22 protein-coding genes are annotated in these 22,356 nt (G+C 67.8%); 12 read left to right on the forward strand and 10 right to left on the reverse strand.

Annotated features, from left to right (window positions below):
* Positions 1-17: 17 nt before the first annotated feature.
* Complete coding sequence (locus JYA75_RS06365; RefSeq protein WP_029546546.1) at positions 18-812, reverse strand: glucose 1-dehydrogenase; 795 nt, start codon at positions 810-812, stop codon at positions 18-20.
* 163 nt (positions 813-975) lie between these two features.
* Between JYA75_RS06365 and JYA75_RS06370 the strand changes: the two genes are divergently transcribed.
* The 10 genes from JYA75_RS06370 to JYA75_RS06415 all read left to right on the forward strand — a co-directional run bounded on the left by JYA75_RS06370 (position 976) and on the right by JYA75_RS06415 (position 11,556).
* Positions 976-2,124: an acyl-CoA dehydrogenase family protein gene (locus JYA75_RS06370; protein ID WP_185713248.1), complete on the forward strand. Its 1,149-nt coding sequence runs from the start codon at positions 976-978 to the stop codon at positions 2,122-2,124.
* A 30-nt stretch (positions 2,125-2,154) separates the two neighbouring features.
* Positions 2,155-4,092, forward strand: coding sequence for a 2-oxoacid:acceptor oxidoreductase subunit alpha (locus JYA75_RS06375; RefSeq protein ID WP_029546545.1), 1,938 nt, complete (start codon positions 2,155-2,157; stop codon positions 4,090-4,092).
* Positions 4,089-5,168 (forward strand): 2-oxoacid:ferredoxin oxidoreductase subunit beta, encoded by a 1,080-nt coding sequence (locus tag JYA75_RS06380; protein ID WP_043802038.1) that lies wholly within the window; start codon positions 4,089-4,091, stop codon positions 5,166-5,168. Before JYA75_RS06375 ends, JYA75_RS06380 begins: the two co-directional genes overlap by 4 nt.
* 141 nt (positions 5,169-5,309) lie before the next feature.
* Entirely contained in the window at positions 5,310-5,717 is a 408-nt protein-coding gene (locus tag JYA75_RS06385; RefSeq protein WP_006934104.1) for a nuclear transport factor 2 family protein, read from the forward strand.
* A gap of 24 nt (positions 5,718-5,741) precedes the next feature.
* Entirely contained in the window at positions 5,742-7,298 is a 1,557-nt protein-coding gene (locus JYA75_RS06390) for an AMP-binding protein (protein ID WP_029546543.1), read from the forward strand.
* The gene (locus tag JYA75_RS06395; RefSeq protein WP_029546542.1) at positions 7,295-7,762 is read left to right on the forward strand and encodes a hypothetical protein; all 468 of its coding nucleotides are present in this window, start codon (positions 7,295-7,297) and stop codon (positions 7,760-7,762) included. The genes JYA75_RS06390 and JYA75_RS06395 overlap by 4 nt, the downstream gene beginning before the upstream one ends.
* Positions 7,759-8,175, forward strand: a complete 417-nt coding sequence (locus JYA75_RS06400) for a MaoC family dehydratase (RefSeq protein ID WP_006934099.1) — start codon at positions 7,759-7,761, stop codon at positions 8,173-8,175. Before JYA75_RS06395 ends, JYA75_RS06400 begins: the two co-directional genes overlap by 4 nt.
* 30 nt (positions 8,176-8,205) lie before the next feature.
* Positions 8,206-9,045: a mycofactocin-coupled SDR family oxidoreductase gene (locus JYA75_RS06405; RefSeq protein WP_006934097.1), complete on the forward strand. Its 840-nt coding sequence runs from the start codon at positions 8,206-8,208 to the stop codon at positions 9,043-9,045.
* Positions 9,046-9,052: 7 nt separating this feature from the next.
* Positions 9,053-9,568 (forward strand): pyridoxamine 5'-phosphate oxidase family protein, encoded by a 516-nt coding sequence (locus JYA75_RS06410; RefSeq protein ID WP_006934096.1) that lies wholly within the window; start codon positions 9,053-9,055, stop codon positions 9,566-9,568.
* 5 nt (positions 9,569-9,573) lie between these two features.
* The gene (locus tag JYA75_RS06415; RefSeq protein WP_043802046.1) at positions 9,574-11,556 is read left to right on the forward strand and encodes an FAD-dependent oxidoreductase; all 1,983 of its coding nucleotides are present in this window, start codon (positions 9,574-9,576) and stop codon (positions 11,554-11,556) included.
* A gap of 228 nt (positions 11,557-11,784) precedes the next feature.
* Here JYA75_RS06415 and JYA75_RS06420 read toward each other — a convergent pair whose 3' ends face one another.
* Positions 11,785-13,413: an NAD(P)/FAD-dependent oxidoreductase gene (locus JYA75_RS06420; protein ID WP_203329801.1), complete on the reverse strand. Its 1,629-nt coding sequence runs from the start codon at positions 13,411-13,413 to the stop codon at positions 11,785-11,787.
* A gap of 339 nt (positions 13,414-13,752) precedes the next feature.
* Here JYA75_RS06420 and JYA75_RS06425 point away from each other — a divergent pair, with 339 nt between their 5' ends.
* Positions 13,753-14,061 carry an EthD family reductase gene (locus tag JYA75_RS06425; protein WP_203329802.1) on the forward strand — a complete coding sequence of 103 codons (309 nt, stop codon included), beginning with the start codon at positions 13,753-13,755 and terminating at the stop codon, positions 14,059-14,061.
* Positions 14,062-14,131: 70 nt separating this feature from the next.
* Here the strand turns inward: JYA75_RS06425 and JYA75_RS06430 are convergent, their stop codons facing one another.
* The 7 genes from JYA75_RS06430 to JYA75_RS06460 all read right to left on the reverse strand — a co-directional run bounded on the left by JYA75_RS06430 (position 14,132) and on the right by JYA75_RS06460 (position 21,063).
* Positions 14,132-14,554 carry a nuclear transport factor 2 family protein gene (locus JYA75_RS06430; protein WP_006934087.1) on the reverse strand — a complete coding sequence of 141 codons (423 nt, stop codon included), beginning with the start codon at positions 14,552-14,554 and terminating at the stop codon, positions 14,132-14,134.
* Between the two features lie 32 nt (positions 14,555-14,586).
* Complete coding sequence (locus tag JYA75_RS06435; RefSeq protein WP_043801205.1) at positions 14,587-16,383, reverse strand: NAD(P)/FAD-dependent oxidoreductase; 1,797 nt, start codon at positions 16,381-16,383, stop codon at positions 14,587-14,589.
* 25 nt (positions 16,384-16,408) lie between these two features.
* Complete coding sequence (locus JYA75_RS06440) at positions 16,409-17,251, reverse strand: mycofactocin-coupled SDR family oxidoreductase (protein WP_029546539.1); 843 nt, start codon at positions 17,249-17,251, stop codon at positions 16,409-16,411.
* A gap of 40 nt (positions 17,252-17,291) precedes the next feature.
* Positions 17,292-17,837 carry an SgcJ/EcaC family oxidoreductase gene (locus JYA75_RS06445; protein WP_006934081.1) on the reverse strand — a complete coding sequence of 182 codons (546 nt, stop codon included), beginning with the start codon at positions 17,835-17,837 and terminating at the stop codon, positions 17,292-17,294.
* 109 nt (positions 17,838-17,946) lie between these two features.
* Positions 17,947-19,068 (reverse strand): NDMA-dependent alcohol dehydrogenase, encoded by a 1,122-nt coding sequence (locus tag JYA75_RS06450; RefSeq protein ID WP_006934078.1) that lies wholly within the window; start codon positions 19,066-19,068, stop codon positions 17,947-17,949.
* A gap of 280 nt (positions 19,069-19,348) precedes the next feature.
* Complete coding sequence (locus tag JYA75_RS06455; RefSeq protein WP_029546538.1) at positions 19,349-20,089, reverse strand: FCD domain-containing protein; 741 nt, start codon at positions 20,087-20,089, stop codon at positions 19,349-19,351.
* Between the two features lie 188 nt (positions 20,090-20,277).
* Entirely contained in the window at positions 20,278-21,063 is a 786-nt protein-coding gene (locus JYA75_RS06460) for an enoyl-CoA hydratase/isomerase family protein (RefSeq protein ID WP_006934075.1), read from the reverse strand.
* 225 nt (positions 21,064-21,288) lie between these two features.
* Here JYA75_RS06460 and JYA75_RS06465 point away from each other — a divergent pair, with 225 nt between their 5' ends.
* Positions 21,289-22,026, forward strand: a complete 738-nt coding sequence (locus JYA75_RS06465) for an FCD domain-containing protein (protein ID WP_029546537.1) — start codon at positions 21,289-21,291, stop codon at positions 22,024-22,026.
* A gap of 87 nt (positions 22,027-22,113) precedes the next feature.
* On the opposite strand, the gene JYA75_RS06470 is transcribed toward JYA75_RS06465, so the two are convergent.
* A complete protein-coding gene (locus JYA75_RS06470) occupies positions 22,114-22,311 on the reverse strand; it encodes a ferredoxin (RefSeq protein ID WP_003938422.1) in 198 nt (65 codons plus the stop codon).
* Positions 22,312-22,356: the final 45 nt, after the last annotated feature.

A 22,356-nucleotide genomic window follows, 5' to 3' on the forward strand; every position in this document is an offset into this window, starting at 1 on the left:
GTGTCCTTCCGGGTGGATCAGGGGTGGCCGCCGTCGACGGTGACGATGGAGCCGGTCGTGAAACTCGAGGCGTCGCTCGCGAGGTAGAGGGCGGCGCCGACGATCTCGTCGGGCTGTCCGCCGCGCTTGGCGGCGAAGCGCTGCGCCCGCTGGGAGAACGCCTCCATGTCCCACGAGTTGCTCACGTCCGTGAGGAAGGTGCCGGCCATGATTGCGTTGCTGCGCACCGTGGGACCGAACGCGTGCGCCATGCCGATCGTAACGGCGTTGAGTCCGGCCTTGGCGGCGGCGTAGGGAAGGATGTCCGGCCTGGGGTGCACGGACCCGGCGCTGGAAATGTTGATAATGGATCCGCCGTCGCCCTGCGCCATGCGGGTTCCGACGAGTGCCGCGAGCCGGAACGGGCCCTTGAGGTTCACCCCGATCACCTTGTCGAACAGCGTTTCGCTGACGGTGTCGAGACTGTCGTACAGCGGGGACATGCCCGCGTTGTTGATCAGCACGTCGATCTTCCCGAAGTGACCGTAGGCCGCCTCGACGAGTTCCTCGATCGATTCCCATCGTCCGACGTGGAACGAATGCGCAAGCGTCTTGCGTCCCGTCTCCTCGGTGATCTCGTCGGCGGTGGCCTGGCAGGAGGCCAGGTCACGGCTGGCGATGACGACGTCGCAGCCGGCGCGAGCCAGCCCGAACGCCATGGCGCGGCCGAGGCCCCGGCTGCCGCCGGTGACGATCGCCGTGCGGTCGGTCAGATCGAACGCGCGGACGGGGTCGAACCCCGGGCGGGTCCGGCCGGTTGTTGAATCGGTCATCGAGTTCCTCCACTGGTCCTGGTTGACGGTACCCAATTCCTTGCTATTGTGATCATAGATTAGCGGATAGTGATCCAGTTCACGACAATGGCCGAGACCGCGCCGAGTCACACCGCCGTGTCGCACCCGGTGGATCGGACGCATCGCCAGAACGGAGTACAAGGTGAGTGACGACCAGCAGGACCTGTTCGCCCTGCCGCAGCGGTACCTCGACCTCCAGCGGGAAGCCCGGGACCTCGCGGCCGAGTGTGCCGACATCGCCGCGCGCGCCGACGAGGCGGACAGCTTCGATCCGGACGTCCGCAAGCGGCTGACCGCGTCCCGGCTCACCGAGGTCGTCGTGCCGGCTGCCTACGGTGGTCGCTTCGAGAAGGTCGACTCGCTCGCGGTGACCATCGTGCGCGAGGCCCTCGCCGCCGAGTCGGCCCACCTCGACTCCATGTTCGGCATGCAGGGCATCGGCAGCTACTGCATCAGTGTCGGCGGCTCCGAGGAACTCAAGGCGGAGTGGCTGCCCAAGGTGGCCCGGCTCGAGGCCGTGGCCGCCCTCGGCCTGACGGAGCCGCACGTCGGCTCCGACCTCAAGGCACTCAGCACCACCGTCGTCGAGCGCGACGGCAAGCTGATCGTCGACGGGCACAAGTCCTTCATCACCAACGGCGGCGACGCGGACTTCTACAGCATCCTCGCCCGCGAGGGCGACGGATACTCCCTCGTGCTGGTCCCGGCCGACGCGCCCGGCCTGCGCATCGAGCGCCCGCACCAGATCATCGCGCCCCACGTGCTCAGCGACGTCATCCTCGAGAACGTCGAGATACCGGTCGGCAACCGCATCGGGGAACCGGGCAAGGGCTTCGGGCTCGTCCTCGCCACCCTCGCCACGTTCCGCGTGTCCGTGGCCGGCGCCGCCGTCGGCGTGGCCCAGGCCGCGCTGGACGAGGCGGTCGCCCACGCCAAGACCCGGGAGGGCTTCGGCGTCAGCCTCGCGCGTCTCGGATCGGTGCCCGAGCACCTCGCCTCCTGCTGGACCGACATCGAGATGGCGCGCTCGCTGACCTACCGCGCGGCCGCCGCGTCGGCCCGCGACGCACGCGCCAATCTGCACCTGTCGTCGATGGCAAAGGTCGGCGCCACCGAGGCGGCCGCCCGCGTCGTCGACCGCTCGGTGCAGATCATGGGCCGCTTCGGGCTCGTGCGCGGCGGGAAGCTCGAGCGCCTCTACCGGGAGGCCCGTCCCATGCGGATCTACGAGGGCTCGACCGAGGTGATCTTCGATTCCCTGGCCAAGCAACTCGTGAAGGAAGCCCATTAGGGGCAGAATGCGGACCAGAGGCAGGCACCCATGACAACGGACGCGAACACCACCAAGCTGGAGCGAGTCGTCATCCGCTTCGCGGGCGACTCGGGCGACGGCATGCAACTGACCGGCGACCGGTTCACCTCCGAAGCGGCCGCGTTCGGCAACGACCTCGCGACGCAGCCGAACTTCCCCGCCGAGATCCGGGCACCGCAGGGCACGCTGCCCGGCGTGTCGTCGTTCCAGATCCAGATCGCGGACCACGACATCCTCACCGCGGGTGATCGCCCGGACGTCCTCGTCGCGATGAACCCGGCGGCGCTGAAGGCGAACATCGGCGACCTGCCGCGCGGCGGCACCGTCATCGTCAACACCGACGAGTTCACCAAGCGCAACCTGTCCAAGGTCGGCTACGCCGCCAGCCCGCTCGAGGACGGCAGCCTCGACGAGTTCGTGATCCACCAGGTGCCGATGTCGAGCCTGTCGGTCGGGGCGGTCGAGCCGGCCGGCCTGAGCCGCAAGGACGGGGAACGCGCGAAGAACATGTTCGCGCTCGGGCTGCTGTCGTGGATGTACAACCGGCCGGTGGGGCGGATCGAGGAGTTCCTGCGCACCAAGTTCGCCAAGAAGCCGCAGGTCGCCCAGGGCAACCTGCTCGCATTCCACGCCGGGTGGAACTACGGCGAGACCACGGAGACGTTCGCGACGACGTTCGAGGTGGCCAAGGCGGACCTGCCGCCCGGTACGTACCGGCAGATCACCGGCAACACCGCCCTGGCCTACGGCCTGGTGGCCGCCGGTGAGCTGTCCGGGCTCGAGGTGTTCCTCGGGACGTATCCGATCACTCCCGCCTCCGACATCCTGCACGAGCTGACCAAGCACCGCAGCCTCGGCGTGACCACCTTCCAGGCGGAGGACGAGATCGCCGCCATCGGCGCGGCAGTCGGGGCCTCCATCGGCGGCGCCCTGGGCGTCACCAGCACCTCCGGTCCGGGCCTGGCCCTCAAGAGCGAGGCCATCGGCCTGGCCGTGATGACCGAAATCCCCCTCGTGGTGATCGACGTGCAGCGCGGCGGACCGTCGACGGGCCTGCCGACCAAGACCGAGCAATCCGACCTGCTGCAGGCGCTGTACGGGCGCAACGGTGAGTCGCCGGTCGCGGTGCTCGCGCCGCGCTCGCCGGCCGACTGCTTCGCCACCGCGGTCGAGGCGGCCCACATCGCCCTGACCTACCGGACCCCGGTGCTGCTGCTGTCCGACGGCGCCATCGCCAACGGCTCCGAACCCTGGCAGATCCCGCGGGTAGACGAGCTCGCCCCGATCGAGCCGGGCTACGAGACGGGCCCGGACGCCGGTGGTGCGCCCCTGCGCCCCTACGCCCGGGACCGCGAAACCCTGGCCCGCACCGTGGCGATCCCCGGAACGCCCGGCCTCGAGCACCGGATCGGTGGCCTCGAGAAGGCGAACGGCAGCGGCAACATCTCCTACGACCCGGCCAACCACGATCTGATGGTGCGCCTGCGCCAGGCGAAGATCGACGGGATCTCGGTCCCGGACGCCGAGGTCGACGATCCGTCGGGGCAGGCGGAACTGCTGATCGTGGGATGGGGCAGTTCCTACGGGCCGATCGGCGAGGCGTGCCGCCGGGCCCGGCGTCGCGGCACCGCGGTCGCCCACCTGCACCTGCGGCACCTGAACCCGTTGCCGCGCAACCTCGGTGAGGTGCTCGGCCGGTACCGCACGGTGATCGCGCCCGAGATGAACCTGGGACAGCTGACGAGTGTGCTGCGGGCGCGCTACCTTGTCGACGTCCAGCCGGTGACCAAGGTTCAGGGCCTGGCCTTCCTCGCCGACGAGATCGTCGACGCGATCGATGCCGCGCTCGCCGGCACCCTGCGCGAGCTGGAACACGCCAAGACCACCGCCGCGCTGGCTGCGGCCGAGTACCGTCCGGAGCCGGACCGCGAGGAGGAATCGGCATGACCGAGTTGATCAGCCGCGTGGGCACCGATCTCGGACTGAGTGCCACCGCGCTCGTCCCGACGACCGACACCCCGCAGAAGGCCAAGGACTTCACGAGCGACCAGGAGGTGCGCTGGTGCCCGGGCTGCGGTGACTACGTCATTCTGGCCGCGATCCGCAACTTCCTGCCCGAACTCGGCCTGCGGCGCGAGAACCTGATGTTCGTCTCGGGCATCGGCTGTTCGAGCCGGTTCCCGTACTACCTCGAGACCTACGGCCTGCACTCCATCCACGGCCGTGCGCCGGCGATCGCGACCGGTCTGGCCGTCACCCGGCCCGACCTGTCGGTGTGGGTGGTCACCGGTGACGGCGATGCCCTCTCGATCGGCGGAAACCACCTGATCCATGCGCTGCGCCGCAACGTGAACCTCACGATCCTGTTGTTCAACAACCGGATCTACGGCCTGACGAAGGGGCAGTACTCGCCCACGTCCGAGGTCGGGAAGATCACCAAGTCCACGCCGATGGGTTCGGTGGACCACCCGTTCAACACGCTGTCCCTCGCTCTCGGTGCCGAGGCCACCTTCGCGGCCCGAGCGCTCGACTCCGACCGCAAGGGTCTGACCGACGTGCTGCGCCGCGCAGCCGAGCACCGGGGCACCTCGTTCGTCGAGATCTATCAGGACTGCCCGATCTTCAACGACGGCTCCTTCGACGTGCTGCGCAAGGAGGACGCCGAGCAGCGGGTGATCCCGCTGCGCCACGGTGAGCCGATCGTGTTCGGCGCCGAGGGCCAGAAGTGCGTCGTCCGTGACGGATTCGGACTGCGCGTGGTGGACACGGCGACGGCCGACCCGGGTGCGATCGTGGTGCACGATGCGCACGCCGACGATCCGGAGTACGCCTTCGCGCTGTCGCGGCTGTCCGACCAGGACCTCGAACACACCGTGTTCGGCGTGTTCCGCAGCGTTGCCCGTCCGACGTACGACGACCTGGTGCGGGAGCAGAACGAGAGCGCCCGCACCGGCGGTCTCGACCGCCGAGACTCCCTGCAGTCCTTGTTGACCGGGCACGACACCTGGACTGTGTCCGATTAGCCCGATGTTCGAATAGCGTCGATCGCCGTCCCTCGGCGCGGAAACTGGGGTCCTCGTACCCCTAGACAATGCGCATGATTAGTATAAAGTGACTGCCATCACACCTCCCTTCCTTCCCTCCCCTCGGCAGGAGTAGTCGTAATGTCGCTCAGGAACGAAATCGAAAACGCCCTCGCCCGCTACGCGCTCGCCTACGACGACGGCGACATGGACGGCGTCGAGCGCGTCTTCGGCGAAACCGCCGTGTTCACCATGAAGATCGGCGACGGCGACCTCATCGGGCCGCTGAACGGCCGCGAGGAGATCATGGGCCTGTTCCGCGGCGCGCACGAGTCGCAGACCGACCAGCGGCGGCACATCACCACCAATCTGCTGATCGACGAGATCGACGAGAAGAACGTCCGCACGGTGTCCTACCTGCTCATCACCTCCGCGGAGAACGGTGCGCTGAAGGTGTTGTCCACGGGCAAGTACGAGGACGAGTGGACCCGGAGCGGCGGCGACTGGGTGCTCACCAAGCGGCACATCGCCCTCGACCTCCCGTACTGAACCCTCCCGCATCCGGAGACACCCATGACGATGAACCAGGGCCTCATCCCCGCCAAGTGGGCCGCCCTCACCCCGAACCGCATGGCGTTGTACGACGTCCCCAACGATCGCCGCATCACGTTCGCCGACCTCGACGAGCGCGTCCGGCGCCTGGCGAACGGACTGCGCGGACTCGGCCTGGAGAAGGGCGACCGCGTCGCCGTGCTGACCAAGAACAGCATCGAGTTCCAGGAACTGTTCTTCGCCGTCGGCCGAGCGGGACTGATCCTGCAGCCGCTGAACTGGCGGCTGGCAACTCCGTCCCTGCTCGGGCTCGTCGCCGACGCCACCCCGAAGGTGCTCATCACCGCCTCCGAGTTCCGGTCCGTGGCAGAGGAACTGAGTCGATCCACCACGGTCGACCACTGGCTCGAGTTCGGCCCGGGCGGAAGCGGGACGTACGAGGAGCTGCTCGCGAGCTCCAGCCCGGCCGAACCGATCTGGACGCCGAGCGTCGGGGGAGACGACCCGTTCTTCATCCTCTACACCGGCGGCACCACCGGCGAGTCCAAGGGCGCGCTGCACTCGCACACCAGCGCGGCCGCCGGCATGCTCAACCAGACCGTCGCCGAGCGGGTCGTTCCGACCGACGTCTACATGCTCACCGGCCAGATGTACCACATTCCGGTGGTGCTCTCGATGAACTACATGAAGCACGGATGTCCGGTCGTGCTGGTCAATTTCGAGGCCAAGCAGGCGCTCGAGATCATCGAGTCGGAACGGGTCTCGGCGTTCCTCGGCATCACCACGATGCTGAACTGGATGATGGCCGTGGAGAACTTCGACTCCTACGACCTGTCGAGCCTGCGCAACATCCAGTACGGCGGCGGCCCCATGCCGTCCGCGATCGTGCGCAGCGCGCTCGAGGCGTTCCCGTGCACCCTCATCCAGGGATACGGCCAGACCGAGGGCACGACGATGTCGTTCCTGTCCCAGGAGGACCACCTCGACGCGGTCAACGGCATCAACGAGCACCGGCTGAAGTCCTGCGGCCGCGAAGGATTCGGCACCACGATCCGGGTCGTCGACTTCGACGGCAACGAGGTCCCCAAGGACGGCAGGACCCCCGGCGAGATCGTGGTCCGCTCCGAGGCCAACATGCTCGGCTACTGGAACAAGCCGGAGCTGACCGCGCAGACCCTGCGCGACGGCTGGATGTGGACCGGCGACGTCGCGGTCTGGGACGAGGACCACTACGTCTATATCGTCGACCGGGCCAAGGACATGATCATCTCCGGTGGCGAGAACATCTACAGCATCCAGGTCGAAGAGGCCATCGGCGCCCATCCCGCAGTCCTCGAATGCGCCGTCATCGGCATCCCCGACGACGAGTGGGGCGAGGTCGTCAAGGCCGTCGTCGTGCTCAAGCCCGGGCACACCGCCACCGAACAGGAGATCATCGACACCGCCAAGCGGAACCTGGCCTCCTACCAGAAGCCCCGTTCGGTCGACTTCGTCGACGCCCTGCCGAAGGCGCCGACCGGGAAGATCATGAAGCGGGACCTGCGGGCGCCGTACCTCGAAGCGACGGCGGCCCGATGACCGTGGACACCGGACGCCGGGTGCCGACCGAGACCGAACTCGCCGAACTGGTCGGCACCCGCTTCCCCGGCGGCCAGGCCACGCTCGAGCCGTGGTGGGTGCACCTCGTCCTCGACAGCATGCTCGCCGACCCCGCCGACGGCGGTGCGCACCCGGTGCTGGTGTTCCTCGTCGCCACCGGCGCGATGGGCTGGAGCTGGGACGAGTTGTTCGCGGTGTTCGGGGCCACCGAGGCCGACGGCCCGATGGCCGGGGAAACCGAGACGGTGGTGCACCGGCCGCTGCGCGTCGGCGCCACCTACCGCGTCTCGGGCGAGATCGTCTCCGCGACGCGCAAGGTGGGCCGGCGCACCGGCGTCTTCGACATCGTCGGCTACCGTCTCGACCTGCACGACGAGGACGGCGCGCACTGTGCCTCCACCACCAACTCGATCGTGTTCCCGCGGCGAGGAGAGACCGCATGAAACCGACCGTCGGACAGAAGATTCCCGAGCGCACCATCGACGCGGTGGATCCGGCCCGGATGAAGACCCTCTCGGCGCTCATGCGGGACCCGAACCCGATCCATTTCGATCGGAAGGCGGCGAGCGCGCTGGGCCTCGGCGACCGCACGGTCAATCAGGGCCCGAGCAACATCGCCTACGTCGTGTCCATGCTCGGCTCCTGGGCCGGTGGCGTGGACCGGGTCACCGGATACCGGTTCAGGTTCCTCGGCAACGTATTCGAGGGTGACAGGCTGCGGGCCGCGGGCGTGGTGACCGACGTGGAGGAGACAGCAGACGGCCTCCTGGTGCGCTGCGACCTCACGCTCGACGTCCTCGGCGGAGCGCGCGTTCTCGAAGGCACCGGGACCGTCCGGTTCCCCGCCGATCGCTAGACACCATTTCCCACGAGAGGGGCGACAATCATGGCAGGACGAGTAGAAGGCAAGGTCGCGTTCATCACCGGGGCCGCCCGCGGCCAGGGTCGCAGCCACGCGCTGCGGCTCGCCGAGGAGGGCGCCGACATCATCGCGGTCGACATCTGCGAGAACATCGACTCGGTGACCCCGTACTACCCGCTGGCCACCGAGGACGAGCTCAAGGAGACCGTCCGGCTCGTCGAGGCCCTCGACCGGCGGATCGTGGCGCACCGCGCCGACGTCCGGGACCGCGCGGCGCTGCAGCGCGCCTTCGACGACGGGGTGGCGCAGCTCGGCGGCGTCGACATCGTGGTCGCCAACGCCGGCATCGCCACCTACGGCCGCTCGTGGGAACTCACCGCCGAGCAGTGGCGCGACATGATCGACGTCAACCTCACCGGCGTCTTCAACACCGCGGTCGTCGCGATCCCCACGATGATCGAGCAGGGCCGCGGTGGGTCCATCATGTTCACCAGTTCGATCGGTGGCCTCAAGGGCATTCAGCAGGTCGCCCACTACGTCGCCGCCAAGCACGGCATCGTCGGGCTCATGCGGACCATGGCGAACGAGCTCGGTCCCCACAGCATCCGGGTCAACACCATCCACCCGACGAACGTCGACACCATCATGATCCAGAATCCCGGGACGTACGGCATGTTCTCCCCGGGGGATCCGGAGCCGTCGCAGGAGAAGGCGATGCCGGGGTTCATGTCGCTGAACACGCTGCCGGTGCCCTGGGTCGAATCGATCGACATCAGCAACGCGGTGCTGTTCCTCGGCAGCGACGAGGCACGGTACGTCACCGGAGTCACCTTCCCGGTGGACGCCGGCGCGTACGTGAAGTGATGTGACGATGGCCGTCGGAATCGACGACAACGAGGATCTGCGTACACTGCGGGTCGACGAGGAGGGCATCGCCGAACTCGTTGCGGCGCAGACCGAATGTACCTTCGCCTTCAGTACGGCGGCCGGGTGGCCCGCCGGGGTGGTGATGAGCTACCTGCACCACGACGACCGGTTCTGGCTCACCGCCGCGAAGGACCGCGCGCACGTACGTGCGGCGATGCGCGAATCCCGCGTGACGCTCGTGATCTCGAATGCCGGCACCGGCCTGCCCGGCAGGCGGATGCTCGCCGTCCGCGGCCGCGTCACCGTCCACGCCGACGCGGAGACCAAGCGCTGGTTCTATGCGGCGTTCGCGCAGCGCCATGCTCCGACCGATCCCGCAGCCTTCCAGCGACTGCTGGACAGCCCCAACCGAGTCGTCCTGGAAGTCCGTCCCGTTCGCATCGCGGTCAGTCACGACTCGACCAGGATGCCGGGCGACGGACGCGGCGGCTCGCTCGGGCCTCGACCGAACAAGGAGTGAACAATATGACCGCGGATCCGGACTCCGCCTACGCCCACCTGCTCTCGCCGTTCCAGATCGGCCCGATGAAACTGCGCAACCGCGTGGTGCTGCCGCCGCACGCCTCGGCGATCGGCAACATCTTCGGGTCCGAGGCCGACGCCGAACGCAACCTCGCCTACTACGTGTCCCGGGCGAGGGGCGGAGCCGCGTGGTTCGACAGCCTCAGCGCCTGGGTTCCGAACACCGGGGTGATCCCGGGGTTCGAGCCCACCGGCGTCGGCGCCACGGTCGAGGGCCACTACAGCCTGCCGATCTTCGTCGAACGCGTACAGGCGTATTCCGATGCCCTGCACGCCGAGGGCGCGGTGGCGACGGGGCAGATGGTCCACCAGGGCGGCATGCCGCATGGTGCGTCGTCGGTCCTGAGCGCTCCGGTGATCAACAACGTTCCGCACAAGCTGAACCGGGAGGAGATCGCCTACTTCGTCGGCCAGTACAAGTTCTGTGCGGAGCAGGCCCAGAAGGCACGCCTCGACGGCGTCGAACTCCACATGAACCACGACGATCTGCTCGAGTACTTCCTCTCGCCGCTGACCAACAAGCGCGACGACGAGTACGGCGGCTCGATCGAGAACCGTTGCCGGTTCCCGGTCGAGGTGCTGCGGGCCATCCGCGACGTGATCGGATCGTCCATGGTCATCGGCATCCGGCTGAACCTGCGCGAGGAGGTCCCGGGCGGCTACGACATCACCGGGGCCATCGAGATCGCGCAGTACCTCGAGAGCACCGGCCTCGTCGACTACTTCCACGGCGTGGTGGGCAGCCCGTGGGGCAACCCGTCCTACATCCAGCCGCACTTCTACGAGGCCGGCCAGTGGAGCGATCTCGCCGGGCAGCTCAAGCGGGCGGTGTCGCTGCCCGTCGTGCACACGGGCCGCATCAACCACCCCGACGTCGCCGAACGGATCCTCGCGGCCGGCGACGCCGACGTCGTCGGCATGGCCCGCGCGCACATCGCCGAGCCGTCGATCATCGAGAAGGTCCGCACCGGCCGCGTCGACGAGATCCGGCCCTGCGTCGGCGGCAACGAGTGCATCAGCCGCCGCTACGTCGAGGGCCTGCCGTTCGGCTGCGCGGTCAACCCCGTCACCAGCAACGAGGTCGACGGGCCGTGGCCCACCGTGACCGACCCCCGGCGCGTGCTCGTCGTCGGTGGCGGCCCGGCGGGCATGGAGTTCGCGGCCCTGGCCCGGGAGAAGGGCCACGACGTGGAGTTGTGGGAGGCGTCCGACGTGCTCGGCGGCCAGCTGCGCACCGCGATCAACGCGCCCACGTACGACATGTTCGAGAAGTACCTGGACTGGCAGCAGCGCCGGCTCGAGCGGGCGGGCGTGAAGATCGACTACCGGCACGCGGCGACGAAGGCGGAGATCGAGGCCGCCGGATTCGACGTGGTGGCGGTCGCCACCGGCTCCACCCGCCGGATCCCGGACATCCCGGGCGTGTACGGCGACAACGTCGCCGACATCCGCGACGTCCTGAACGGCGACGCCGCGGTCGGCAAGCGGGTCCTGATCGTCGCGCAGGACGATCACATGCCGCCGCTGTCGCTCGCCGACTTCCTCACCGATCGCGGTCACGACGTCACCATCGTCTACGCGACTCAGGTCGCGGGCCAGCTGCTCGGCCGCTACATCGTCGGTGCGATCCTCGGGCGCCTCGACGAGAAGGGCGTGCAGTACCGGTTCATGGAGGACGTCGTCGAGATCACCCCGACCGGGGTGGTCACCCGCAACGTCTACTCGGGCCGCACGCACCAGGTCGACGGCTTCGACTCGGTGGTGCTCGCCTGCGGTGGCATCGGGGACGCCGGCCTGTACGAGAGCATCAAGGACGGCCCGGCTGCAGAGGGCGAGCGGGAGGTGCACATCCTCGGTGACGCCTACGCACCGCGCCGACTGGTCTTCGCCACCCGGCAGGCATTCGCGCTCGCGAAGCTGATCTGACGGACACCACGACGGGGGTGCGGGCTTCGGGCCCGCACCCCCGTTTCGGTGTCCGTCGGCGATGAGCAGGAGGTTGCTGCGTCGAGCGGGAGGTTGTCGTCGTCGCTTCTCGCGTTTCGGCGCGAGATCCTCCCGCTCGGCGCGAGATCCACCCGCGCGACACGAACGACGCAGCGAAAAGCGCCGGGCGATCGCTGGTCGCGATCGCCCGGCGCGAGATCCGCCGCATCAGGCCAGGACGAATCCCTTGAAGTCGGCGTCCCGGACCTCATTCCACGTCTGCTCGTAGAGCACGATTCCGCCGGCGTACGGCATGAAGATCTGCGGCTTACCGGGCACATTCGCGCCGCGGTACCACGACCCGGACTCGCCCTGCGGCCACAGGGTCATGTTCGCGATCTCCTCGACCGTCTCGACCCACGCGTTCTGCGCTTCCTCGGTGGCCTCGATCGTGGTCAGTCCGTGCTCGCGCATGTGGTCCATGGTCTCGACCGTCCACTCGACGTGCTGCTCGATGGCGGTCACCATGTTCGACAGCACCGACGGGCTGCCGACGTTGGCGATGATGAACATGTTGGGGAATCCGGCGGTGCCCAGGCCGAGGTGCGTCTTCGGGCCCTCCTGCCACGCCTTCTGCAAGGGCAGGCCGCCCCGGCCGCGAATGTCGATCTGGGTGAACGCGCCGGTGAAGGCGTCGAACCCGGTGGCGAGTACGACGGCGTCGAACTCGTACTCGGTGCCGTCGGCGAGATGCATGCCGTGTTCGGTGAAGCTGTCGAGGGGCTTCTTGCGCAGGTCGACCAGTTCGACGTTGTCGCGGTTGAAGGTCTCGTACCAGTCGGTGCCGACGACGGGCCGCTTCGCACCCATCGGGTAGCCGAACGGCTTGAGGCTGTCCGCGACGTCCGGGTCGTCGACGATCTCGTCGATCTTGGCCCGGATGAAGTCACAGACCGAGTCGTTCGCCCGCTGGTCCACCATCAGGTCCGCGAACGCGCCGAGGAAGGCAATTCCGCCGCCCTGCCAACGCTTCTCGTACTCGGCCCACCGCTCTTCGTCGCTGACGTCGAACGCGGCCTTGGGGTTGTCGTCGCGGATGCAGCCCGCGGCGGCGGTCCGGCACGCACGGCGTCGCTCGCGGTAGTTCGCCTTGACGTTCGCGACGAACTCCGGGTCGAGCTTGTGGTTGCGGGCGGGAATGACGAAGTTGGCGGTGCGCTGCAGCACGGTCAGCTTGCCGGCCTGCTTGGCGATCTCCGGGATGGCCTGCACGCCGGAGGATCCGGTGCCGACGGCGGCGACCCGGAGACCGGTGAAGTCCACACCCTCCTCCGGCCACGCGCTGGTGCGGTAGATCGGCCCCTGGAACTTGTCGAGGCCCGGAACATCGACGTCCTTGGGGACCGACAGGCAGCCGACGGCCATGAGGCAGAACCGTGAAACGTACTCGTCGCCCTTGTCGGTACGGACGTGCCACTTCTGCTCGCCCTCGTCGAAACGGGCTTCGGTGACGGTGGTTTCGAGACGGATGTCGCGGCGCAGGTCGAACCGGTCGGCGACGTGCGAGAGATACGCCTGCAGCTCGGGCTGCGACGGGTAGCGCTCGCTCCACTCCCACTCCTGCTCGAGTTCCTCGTCGAATCCGAACGAGTAGTCGTGGCTGTCCACGTCGCAGCGGGCGCCGGGGTAGCGGTTCCAATGCCAGGTGCCGCCGACCTCCTCGCCCTTGTCGAGCGCGACGGCGGTGTAACCGTGCCTGCGCAGCTTCCACAACAGGTACAGGCCTGCGAAGCCGGCGCCGACGACGACGGCGTCGACCTCGATTGCGGATGTTGAGGAGTTGGGGGTTGCAGTCATCGGATGACCTCTCTGACTGGGGGATTCGGTCGGATGTGCCGATGTCACCGCCAGGCTCGCGGTTTCGGTGTGCCAGGCGGGAGCGCGGTGCGGCCGGATGGTCGTCCGCTCGCGGAAAAGTCTGTGACGGGTATCACTCTATCAATGCGAATGGATATAATCAAAGGTGTAGAGCGGATATATTTGGCGGGCGTCGTCGCGCCACCCCGTGTGCGGGGCTGTTCCACACCCCCGTGTGCGGGGCTGTTCCACACCCCCGTGTGCGGGGCTGTTCCACACCCCCGTGTGCGGGGCTGTTCCACACGGAAATCTCCGAATCCACCATGGAAAGAGGTCGACATGTACCGACTCGTCGCCGCGTACACCCACCCCGAGGATCCCGAGAAGTTCCTCGAGCACTACCGCAACGTGCACTCCAAGCTCGCGCTGAAGCAGCAGGGGATCCGGAACTACGAATGGGGCGTGTGCTCCACCCCCGACGGCAGCACCCCGCCGCACTTCCTGGTCGCGGTGTGCGACTGGGACAGCAAGGAAGCCATGCTCGCCGACATGGCGTCTCCGGAAGGGCAGCAGGGCGCCGCCGACCTCGAGAACTTTGCGCAGGCCGGCGTCTCGTTCGACTTCTACGAGATCACCAAGGACATCTGAGCCGAGACATGCGACAGGGTGGGGACCGCGAAGTCCCCACCCTGCCGCATGTGCCGCTGCCGTGCTCCGGTCAGGCGTCGAAACCGTCCATCTGCGGCGTGGTGAGGCCGGTGATGATCCGCTCGGCGATCTTCCAGCCGTCGGCGGTGCGGACGTAGCGGTCCTCGTTGAGCGCGATTGCCTTGATGGCGGCGCCGTTCTTCATCTCCGCTTCGGAGAAGACGTAGTTCGTACCGGTGGCGTGGTCGTCGTCCTCGAAGTCGATGACGTGGTTGGTGATGATGTGGAACTGCTTGTCCACTGCCTGTGCGTCCCGCTCGAAGAAGTCGAGGATCTGCTCGTGCCCCTCGTACCGGGTCAGGCCGACGGCGCTGGCGTCCCACGCTCCGTCGGGTGCGAAGGCGGACAGTGCCTCCTTGGGGTCGAATCGATCGAGGCCACGGGCGTAGAGATGGGTGATGCGGATGATCTCGTTGATGTCGTCGGCGCGCATGTGTCGGTCTCCGATGTACTCGAGGTGCAGTGTCAGGGAACGGACGGCAGGTCGATGCCGTCCAGGTCGGCCTTGATCTGGAGAGCAAGGTACTTGTTGTAGATACGGGCGAGGGTGAGATTGCCGCCGCTGAACCAGAATCCGTCGTGACCCGAACGTCGCCACACCGACCGGATCTCGCCCTCGTCGTCGAGACCCCAGACCGGTCCGCATTGGTCGGCGACGGCGTCGCCCAGGATGCGGCGGGCAGTGTCGAGGATGCCCCGGAACCCGGTGGCGAACACGACGGTGTCGGCGGGTACGACGGTGCCGTCCGACATGACCACTCCCTCGGGAACGAACCGTTCCACGGTCTTCCCTGCGACCAGTCCGATCGACCCGTCGGCGACGAGCCGGGACGCTCCGACGTCGATGTAGTAGCCGCCGTTCCGGGTGAGGAAGAGGTCCATCGCTCCGGTCCCGCCGTCGCCCAGGTGATGCCGGAATCCCCGGGCGCTCAGGGCATCGAGCAGGTCGCGATCGATGTCGGCCATGGCCGCGACGGCGGTGCGCAGGCCGTCGACGAATCCCTGGTCCCGCCGCGCGAACGACGCACCGACGAGGTCGGCGATCTCGGTGGGCGCGGTGTTCTCGCCGTAGGCGGGTTTCAGCATGACGTCGACCACGGTGGTGCCGCCGACGACGTAGGTCGGACCCCGCTGGACGAGGGTCACGTGAGCGCCGGTGTTGTACAGGTCCTGGGCGATGTCGTGGCCGCTGTTCCCGGTGCCGATGACGACGACATCACGGCCGCTCCGTCGTGGGTCCGTCGTGTACCGGCCGGAATGCAGCAGCTCACCCGCGAATTCTCCGGTCCCGGGGATGTCCGGTACGAGCGGCTCGGTGCCGCTCAGGCCGGTGGCCAGGACCACGTGCTGCGGGCGCAGCACCCGCCGTTCACCTCCGCGGTCGAGCAGCACCTCCCACCGCTTCGTCGCGGGATCGTACGAGGCGCTCACGAGTTCCGTGCGGGTCCACACGTTCAGTTCCAGGGCTCGGGCGTAGATGTCGAGCCAGTCGCCCATCTTGTCCTTCGGTGTGAACACCGGCCAGGTGGGTGGGAACGGCATCATCGGCAGATGGTTCGACCACACGGGGTCGTGCAGCACCAGCGAGTCGTAGCGGTTGCGCCAGTTGTCACCCACGCGCTCGTTGCGCTCGACGACGAGCGCGTGGACGTTCATCGCCCCGAGGTAGGCGGCGAGCCCGAGACCGGAATGTCCGGCGCCGATGACGAGGACCTCCGGATCCCGTTCGGTGCACTCGCTCGCGAGGAGCCGACGATCACCCCAGTGGACGGTGACGCGTTCACCGGGTTCCGGGACACCGTTCGGACGACGCTCTCCCACAGCCGGTTCGGCGCCGGCGAGACTGTCGAGCGTCGTCAGGACAGCCGTCGCGCGCCAGCGGCCCGCATCGTCCGGGGTCAGTCGCGCGACGCCACGGACGTGTCCGAACCGGATGGTGAGGCGGAAGAGCAGCTGCACGACCGGCGGGCCCTCGCCTGTCGGCAGCAGCGCCGGTGGCACGGAGGAATCGAGCGCTTCGTCGCGGACCTCGAGATCCGCCGCGCCGGTGAGCAGCGGGCGGATCGCCGATTCGCCGTGCAGGCTGCGCAGATCGCCGGTGAAGGCGAGCAGGTCGCGCCACCACGCGTCGGTGGCGAGTGCGTCCGGGTAGTCGTCGGCGTTTCCCGATCGGAGCGCACCGGCGAAGTCCGCGAGCCAGCGTTCGGCGACCGCGTCGGGGTGGGCGGGATCGAGGCGCGGTGTGTCGAGTCGAGCAGTCATGTGGTCTCCCGTTCGTCCGGCCGGGTCAGCGGAGGGTGTAGCCGGCGTCGACCTTCAGTTCGGTGCCGGTGACGTACCGGGCCTCATCGGAGGCCAGGTACAACACCGCGTTGGAGATGTCGATCGGCTCGATCCACGGCACGGGCAGGACGTTGGTGGTGGCGAAGACCGGTGCGGCCTGTTCCTGGGTGGGATGTTCGACGTCCGGGAGGAACAGCCGGAAGCAGGCCTCGTTGAGGATCATGTCTGTGGCGACGCCGGTGGGATGCACGGTGTTGACGCGGATGCCGTGCGGACCCAGTTCCAGTGCGAGCGTGCGCATCAGGCCGACCACGGCATGCTTGCTCGCGGTGTAGGGCGCGACGTTCGGCGTGCCCTTCAGGCCGGCGGTGGAGCTGGTGATGACGATCGACCCCCCGGTGCCCTGTTCGATCAGGTGCGGGGTGACGGCCTTGCACGTGTGCCACACGCCCTTGAGATTGATGTCGAGGACATCGTCCCAGTCGCGTTCGCTCACCAGGTGTGTCTCGTCGCCGAAGAGGAAGATGCCGGCGTTGGCGGCGACGATGTCGATCCGGCCGAGCTCGGCGATGCCCTCGTCGACCACGGCCTTGACGGCGTCGAAGTTACGGACGTCGGCCTTGCGGGCGATGATCCGGCGATCGAGTGCCTCCACGGCGCGCACCGTCTCGGCCAGGTCGTCCTCGGTGGCGCCGGGGTAGAAGCGGGTGACGCTCTCGATGTCCTCGGCCACATCGAGAGCGACGATGTCGGCGCCCTCCTCGGCGAGGCGGATCGCATGGCTGCGTCCCTGGCCGCGGGCCGCGCCCGTGATGAAAGCGACCTTACCTGCTACCCGTCCTGTCATAGCTGCTCCTTCGGGGGCCGCCGACGGGCCCGATCCGCCGTCAGCGGTAGGTGTTCCAGGTGGGAGCCGACTCCGGATAGTCGGCCTCGGTGTATCGGGTCTGGGGCCACCGAATCCGTTTGGTGGTACGGAAACTGGAGCCCATCGACTCGAACGGTACCGCGTACATGAACGACACGGCGCGTCTTTCGAAAAGCCAGGTGCCGTCCCGGCGCACGTATCGGTCGCGGTACCGGAACGCGGTCATCATCAGGGTGTCGTGGACCGCGAGTTCGGCATGGCCGGTCATGATTCCGCTTGCGTGCGAGTCGTCTTCGATCGTGACGAGGTGGATCTCGGGTGTGTGCAGCATGGTGTGGTAACGGTCCATGCTGGAGACGTAGAAGGGGCGGATCTGCTCACGGCCGCGCAGCTCGGTGCCGGCGACCTCGAAGACACCGTCCTCGGTGAACATCGACAGCACGGTATCGATGTCGTGGTCGTCGACGGCCAGGGCGTAACGTCCGGCCAGGTCCCGGATCTCGTCCTTGGCGACGAGGCGGCTCAGGGCGGCGGAATCGAGGTCCGCGAGTTTCGAGGCAGTCATCGGCTCTGTTCCTGTCGGAGGTACACGGATCGGGCCGGGACGGAGTGTGGACCCCCGTCCCGGCCCGTGCGCCGGGCGCGAACACTCCCGGGGAATCGCGTGTGCCGATCTAGTCGTCGTACATGATGACGCCGCGAATGTTCTTGCCCTCGCGGAGATCCTTGAACGCGGTGTTGATGTCCTCGAGCTTGTAGGTCTTGGTGACCAGCTCGTCGAGCTTGAACTCGCCACGGCGGTACATGTCGGCGATGAGCGGGATGTCGCGGCGCGCCGTCGTGGTGCCGTACAGGGTGCCCTGCAGGCGCTTGCCCGACATCGCGAAGGTGAACAGGTCGAACGGCACGTCGCGCTGGGTGACGGGAGCGGCGGCGGTGAGCACCAGGGTGCCGCCGCGGCGGGTCATCTCCTGCGCCGGGTTGAGCAGGTGCCCGTAGGCGATGTCGACGGTGATGATGACGACGTCGGCGCCCTGCCCCTCGGTGAGCTGGTCGACGACCTCTCGGCACTGTTCGAAGTTCTCGGTGGTGTGGGTGGCACCGAAGATCTTGGCCTGGTCGCGCTTGTACTCGACGGGGTCGATCGTGACGATGTTCTTGGCGCCCTTGTGCCGGGCGCCCTGGACCGCGTTCATGCCCACACCGCCGGTGCCGATGACGACGACGGTGTCCCCGAGCTGGATGTCGGCCGCATAGACGGACGAGCCCCAGCCGGTGGGGACGCCGCAGCCGATCAGTGCGGCCTTGTCGAGCGGGATGTCCTTGCCGATCTTGACGCACGAGTCGATGTTGACCACGACGTACGGGGAGAAGGTGCCGAGGTAGGAGAACGGGCCGACGCCCTGGCCCCGGGCGTGGACGCGGTGGGTGCCGTCGGGGGCGAAGCCGCCGAGCACGCCGGCGCCCATCTCGCACATGTTGGAACGGCCGATGGTGCACATCTTGCAGTGGCCACAGGACGGCAGGAAGGACAGGACGACGTGGTCGCCGACCTCGAAGCCGGTGACGTCGGGGCCGAGCTCCTCGATCACGCCCGCACCTTCGTGCCCGCCGATGATCGGCGCCCAGTCGAGGGGGATGTCGCCGGTGTCGACGTGGTCGTCGCTGTGGCAGATGCCGGAGGCGGCGAGCTTGACCCGCACCTCCCGGCTCTTCGGGGGATCGATCTCGATTTCCTCGACGCTCCAACCGGACCGGGTTCCCGGCTCCCACAGCAGCGCTCCGATGGTCTTCATGGCTTCTCCTCGTGACGAACGGGGGTGAAGGCGCGAGCGGCGGCCGGCGTAGGGCGCCGGCACGGGCTCGACGGTGTTGATCGCTATGCATGCATGTGATCACTATCACCATAACCATATGCATGGATATAAGCAATAGCGGTGTCGTCGGAGTTCGCCGGACCTCGGGAACCGGGCCGCCGGTCGCGAATCGGCCCGGAAACACGGCGGGCCCGCGCCGAGACGATGCTCGGTGCGGGCCCGCGGGGTCCGTGTCGCCGGACGGCGGCGACAGCGGTGTTCAGCCGCCGAGCGCCTGGTTCCAGGGCAGGACCTGGCTCAGGAGTTCGGGGAACTTGCGCTCGGCGTACCGGACGTATTCGTTGATGTGGTCGCGCATCCGGTCCTCGGACAGGTCCGCGTCGTGCGAATGCAGCGCCTCGTAGATCTGGATGTGCGCCTTGAGGGTCGTCTCCCGCAGCGGGGCGGGGTGGTCGACGCCCATCACCGTGCCGCCGGTGATCCGCAGCAGCGCGTCCGTCAGGTAGCCGAAGAGCGCGTTGCCGGTGGACCAGGCGATGACGTCGTGGAACTGCTTGTTCGTCTCGAGGAACGTGTCGATGTCCGCCGTGTCGAACGACTGCTGCATGCGGTCGACGGACTGCTTGAGCTCGAGCAGGTTCTCGTCGCTGATCCGCTCGGCGGCCAGGCGGCAGATGACGGGCTCGAGGGCGGTGCGGGCCTCCACGATCGTGCTGAGCGAGGCGTTCTGGAGCTGCATCAGCAGGATGATGGTGCTCGCCAGATGGGACGCGTCCGGATCGAGGAGGACGGGACCGCCCTTGGGCCCCGGCTTGAGGGCGATCATCCCCTGGAACTCCAGCAGCCGCAGTCCCTCACGGAGGGTGCCGCGGCCGATCTGGTACTCCTCGAGCATCGCCTTCTCCGGGGGCAGCAGGTCCCCGGGCTGCAGACCTTTTCGCGCCGTATCCCGGACGATCTGCTGGGCGACCACCAGCGATGTCTTCGGGCCTCTCGACATTGCAGCCACGGAACCTCCTTAGCCTCGTGGCCTCCTGACTTCCGGGAAGCGGAGGCTGTCACGGCGCAGCGGGTGCTCGCCGTGTCGGCGGATCGGGCGGGCAACTTCCCCGGACGATCCGAATTGTGCACTGTACTCATTGTGCACGCGATTGTGCACATTGATGTGCACCATTATCGAACGTGTGCCTATTCGGCGGGCGGGAACTGCGGCTTACGCTTTTCCAGGAAGGCCTGCGCACCCTCGATCATGTCGGCGCTGCCGATCGCCTGGACGAGCATGCCGAGCCCGTTGCTGAACGAGTCCCGGGCGGAGTTCCACCAGATGTTCGAGCTGACCTTGGTGATCTCGAGGTAGCGCGGGCTCAGGGCCTCGAACTCGCGGCACAGCGAGCGGACGGATTCCTCGAGAAGCTCGTCGTCGACCACCTCGTTCACCAGTCCCATCTCGTAGGCGCGCTCCGCCGGGTAGCGCCGGCACAGCAGCGACAGTTCCTTGGCGCGCTTCTCGCCGATCTGGACTCCCATCACGTTCGTGGCGCCGCTGACCGGAGAGCTGCCGACGCGGGGACCCGTCTGACCGAATGTCGCCGAGCGGGCGGCGACGGCGAGATCGCAGGCCACCACCAGTTCGTTGCCGCCACCTGCCGCGGCACCGTTGACGGCCGCGACGACCGGGCGGGGGCAGGTGCGGATCGCGTCGAAGAGTTCGAGCGATGAACGGTAGAGACCCCGCAATTCCTTGACGGTGGGCTGGCTGAGCTGGCCGAGCGAGCCGCCGGCGCAGAAGCTTCCCCCCGATCCGGTGATGACCACCGAGCGGTACTCGGTGGCCTCGTGGAGCGCGTCGACCATGACAGCGCACATCTCGGCGTCGAAGGCGTTGCGGCGCTCGGGCCGGTTGAGCCGGATCCACAGGCTGGAGTCGACGGATTCGAGAACGACGCTCGTGGTGGTGGAGGTGGGGCTGCTCATGGGAACTCCTTCGGTCGAGGTTCACGGTTCGGCTCGGCGGGGTACGAGAGAGGCGGGGTGTGGGAGGGGCGGGGCCGGCGGGAGTGTCTCTTCGCCGGTAAGGAGCCAAGACACGAACTGTACGTTATAATCGTTAGCATTATTTTGGCCCGTCGGGAAGTGGGGGAGTGTCCGATCCGGACAGAGTTCCCGAACCGGCAGGTGCTCTCGGGAGGAGAAGGCGCGATGATCACAGGACGGGCGCCGAAAGCTGCCATGGTGGTGGCGCAGCACATCATCAGGGACGCGACCAGGCAGAACCTGGCGGCGGGCGATCTGCTGCCGTCGGAGCGGGTCATGCTCGAGAAGTACGAGATCGGCCGCGGCACGCTGCGGGAAGCCCTGCGGCTGTTGGAGTTTCAGGGGGTGATCGCCCTCAAGCCCGGCCCCCGGGGCGGGCCGGTGATACTGGATCCCGATGCGTCCCACCTCGCGAGTTCGCTCATCCTTCTCATGCAGCTCAAGGACGCGCCGTTCAGTGTCATCATCGAGGCGCGCACCGCCCTCGAGCCGATGATCAGCCGCCTGGCTGCCCAGCGCATCAGCGGGGAGACACTGGTCGAGCTCAAGGAGACCATCGACCGGATGCACGGCTCGCTCGGCGATCAGCACGAGTTCCTCGAGGCGAACAAGAACTTCCACGATCTGATCGCCTGGTCCTCGGGTAATCCGCTGTTCGGGTACATGGTCGATTCGCTGCTCGGAATCATGGACGGCACTGCGATCGGGATCGACTACCCACCGCACCGGCGCGAGGCGATCATCGTCGCGCACACCCAGATCTACGAGTCGCTCTCGCAGGGGGACCCGATCGGATCCGAGGAACGCATGCGCGACCACATCAACGCCTACCGGAGGTACGCGCAGCGCAAGTACCCCGACCTGCTCGAACAGGTCATCCAGTGGGACCGCGCCCTGGGCTGAGGCGCACGGCCGCACACGGAGGAAGGGGCCCCGGGTCGAACCCGGGGCCCCTTCCTCCGTCGTGTGCCGGCCGCTCGGAAGGCGTCGTCACTCGGTGACGACGGAGATCGCACGCTCGGGGCAGGACGCGGCGGCCTCGCGTGCGGCGTGCTCGTTGGCCGGGTCGTCGCCCCCGGGCAGGACGTACGCGTGGCCGTCCTCCTCGCGCAGCGCGAAGACCTGCGGGGAGGTCATGAAGCACAGCCCGTGGCCCTGGCAGTGGTTCTCGTCGACAACAACCTTCATCGGTCGCTCCTTCCGTCATCCGGATATCGAGGATGCCAGCTCGTT

The sequence above is a fragment of the Rhodococcus sp. PSBB066 genome, assembly GCF_017068255.1.
GTDB lineage: Bacteria > Actinomycetota > Actinomycetes > Mycobacteriales > Mycobacteriaceae > Rhodococcus > Rhodococcus aetherivorans.

Coding starts and splice junctions, on each gene's coding strand:
- JYA75_RS06465 (WP_029546537.1), top strand. CDS start 21,289: ATGATCACAGGACGGGCGCCGAAAGCTGCCATGGTGGTGGCGCAGCAC.
- JYA75_RS06445 (WP_006934081.1), bottom strand. CDS start 17,837: ATGACTGCCTCGAAACTCGCGGACCTCGATTCCGCCGCCCTGAGCCGC.
- JYA75_RS06425 (WP_203329802.1), top strand. CDS start 13,753: ATGTACCGACTCGTCGCCGCGTACACCCACCCCGAGGATCCCGAGAAG.
- JYA75_RS06460 (WP_006934075.1), bottom strand. CDS start 21,063: ATGAGCAGCCCCACCTCCACCACCACGAGCGTCGTTCTCGAATCCGTC.
- JYA75_RS06405 (WP_006934097.1), top strand. CDS start 8,206: ATGGCAGGACGAGTAGAAGGCAAGGTCGCGTTCATCACCGGGGCCGCC.
- JYA75_RS06415 (WP_043802046.1), top strand. CDS start 9,574: ATGACCGCGGATCCGGACTCCGCCTACGCCCACCTGCTCTCGCCGTTC.
- JYA75_RS06365 (WP_029546546.1), bottom strand. CDS start 812: ATGACCGATTCAACAACCGGCCGGACCCGCCCGGGGTTCGACCCCGTC.
- JYA75_RS06380 (WP_043802038.1), top strand. CDS start 4,089: ATGACCGAGTTGATCAGCCGCGTGGGCACCGATCTCGGACTGAGTGCC.
- JYA75_RS06470 (WP_003938422.1), bottom strand. CDS start 22,311: ATGAAGGTTGTTGTCGACGAGAACCACTGCCAGGGCCACGGGCTGTGC.
- JYA75_RS06385 (WP_006934104.1), top strand. CDS start 5,310: ATGTCGCTCAGGAACGAAATCGAAAACGCCCTCGCCCGCTACGCGCTC.
- JYA75_RS06390 (WP_029546543.1), top strand. CDS start 5,742: ATGACGATGAACCAGGGCCTCATCCCCGCCAAGTGGGCCGCCCTCACC.
- JYA75_RS06440 (WP_029546539.1), bottom strand. CDS start 17,251: ATGACAGGACGGGTAGCAGGTAAGGTCGCTTTCATCACGGGCGCGGCC.
- JYA75_RS06420 (WP_203329801.1), bottom strand. CDS start 13,413: ATGACTGCAACCCCCAACTCCTCAACATCCGCAATCGAGGTCGACGCC.
- JYA75_RS06455 (WP_029546538.1), bottom strand. CDS start 20,089: ATGTCGAGAGGCCCGAAGACATCGCTGGTGGTCGCCCAGCAGATCGTC.
- JYA75_RS06435 (WP_043801205.1), bottom strand. CDS start 16,383: ATGACTGCTCGACTCGACACACCGCGCCTCGATCCCGCCCACCCCGAC.
- JYA75_RS06450 (WP_006934078.1), bottom strand. CDS start 19,068: ATGAAGACCATCGGAGCGCTGCTGTGGGAGCCGGGAACCCGGTCCGGT.
- JYA75_RS06400 (WP_006934099.1), top strand. CDS start 7,759: ATGAAACCGACCGTCGGACAGAAGATTCCCGAGCGCACCATCGACGCG.
- JYA75_RS06430 (WP_006934087.1), bottom strand. CDS start 14,554: ATGCGCGCCGACGACATCAACGAGATCATCCGCATCACCCATCTCTAC.
- JYA75_RS06395 (WP_029546542.1), top strand. CDS start 7,295: ATGACCGTGGACACCGGACGCCGGGTGCCGACCGAGACCGAACTCGCC.
- JYA75_RS06410 (WP_006934096.1), top strand. CDS start 9,053: ATGGCCGTCGGAATCGACGACAACGAGGATCTGCGTACACTGCGGGTC.
- JYA75_RS06375 (WP_029546545.1), top strand. CDS start 2,155: ATGACAACGGACGCGAACACCACCAAGCTGGAGCGAGTCGTCATCCGC.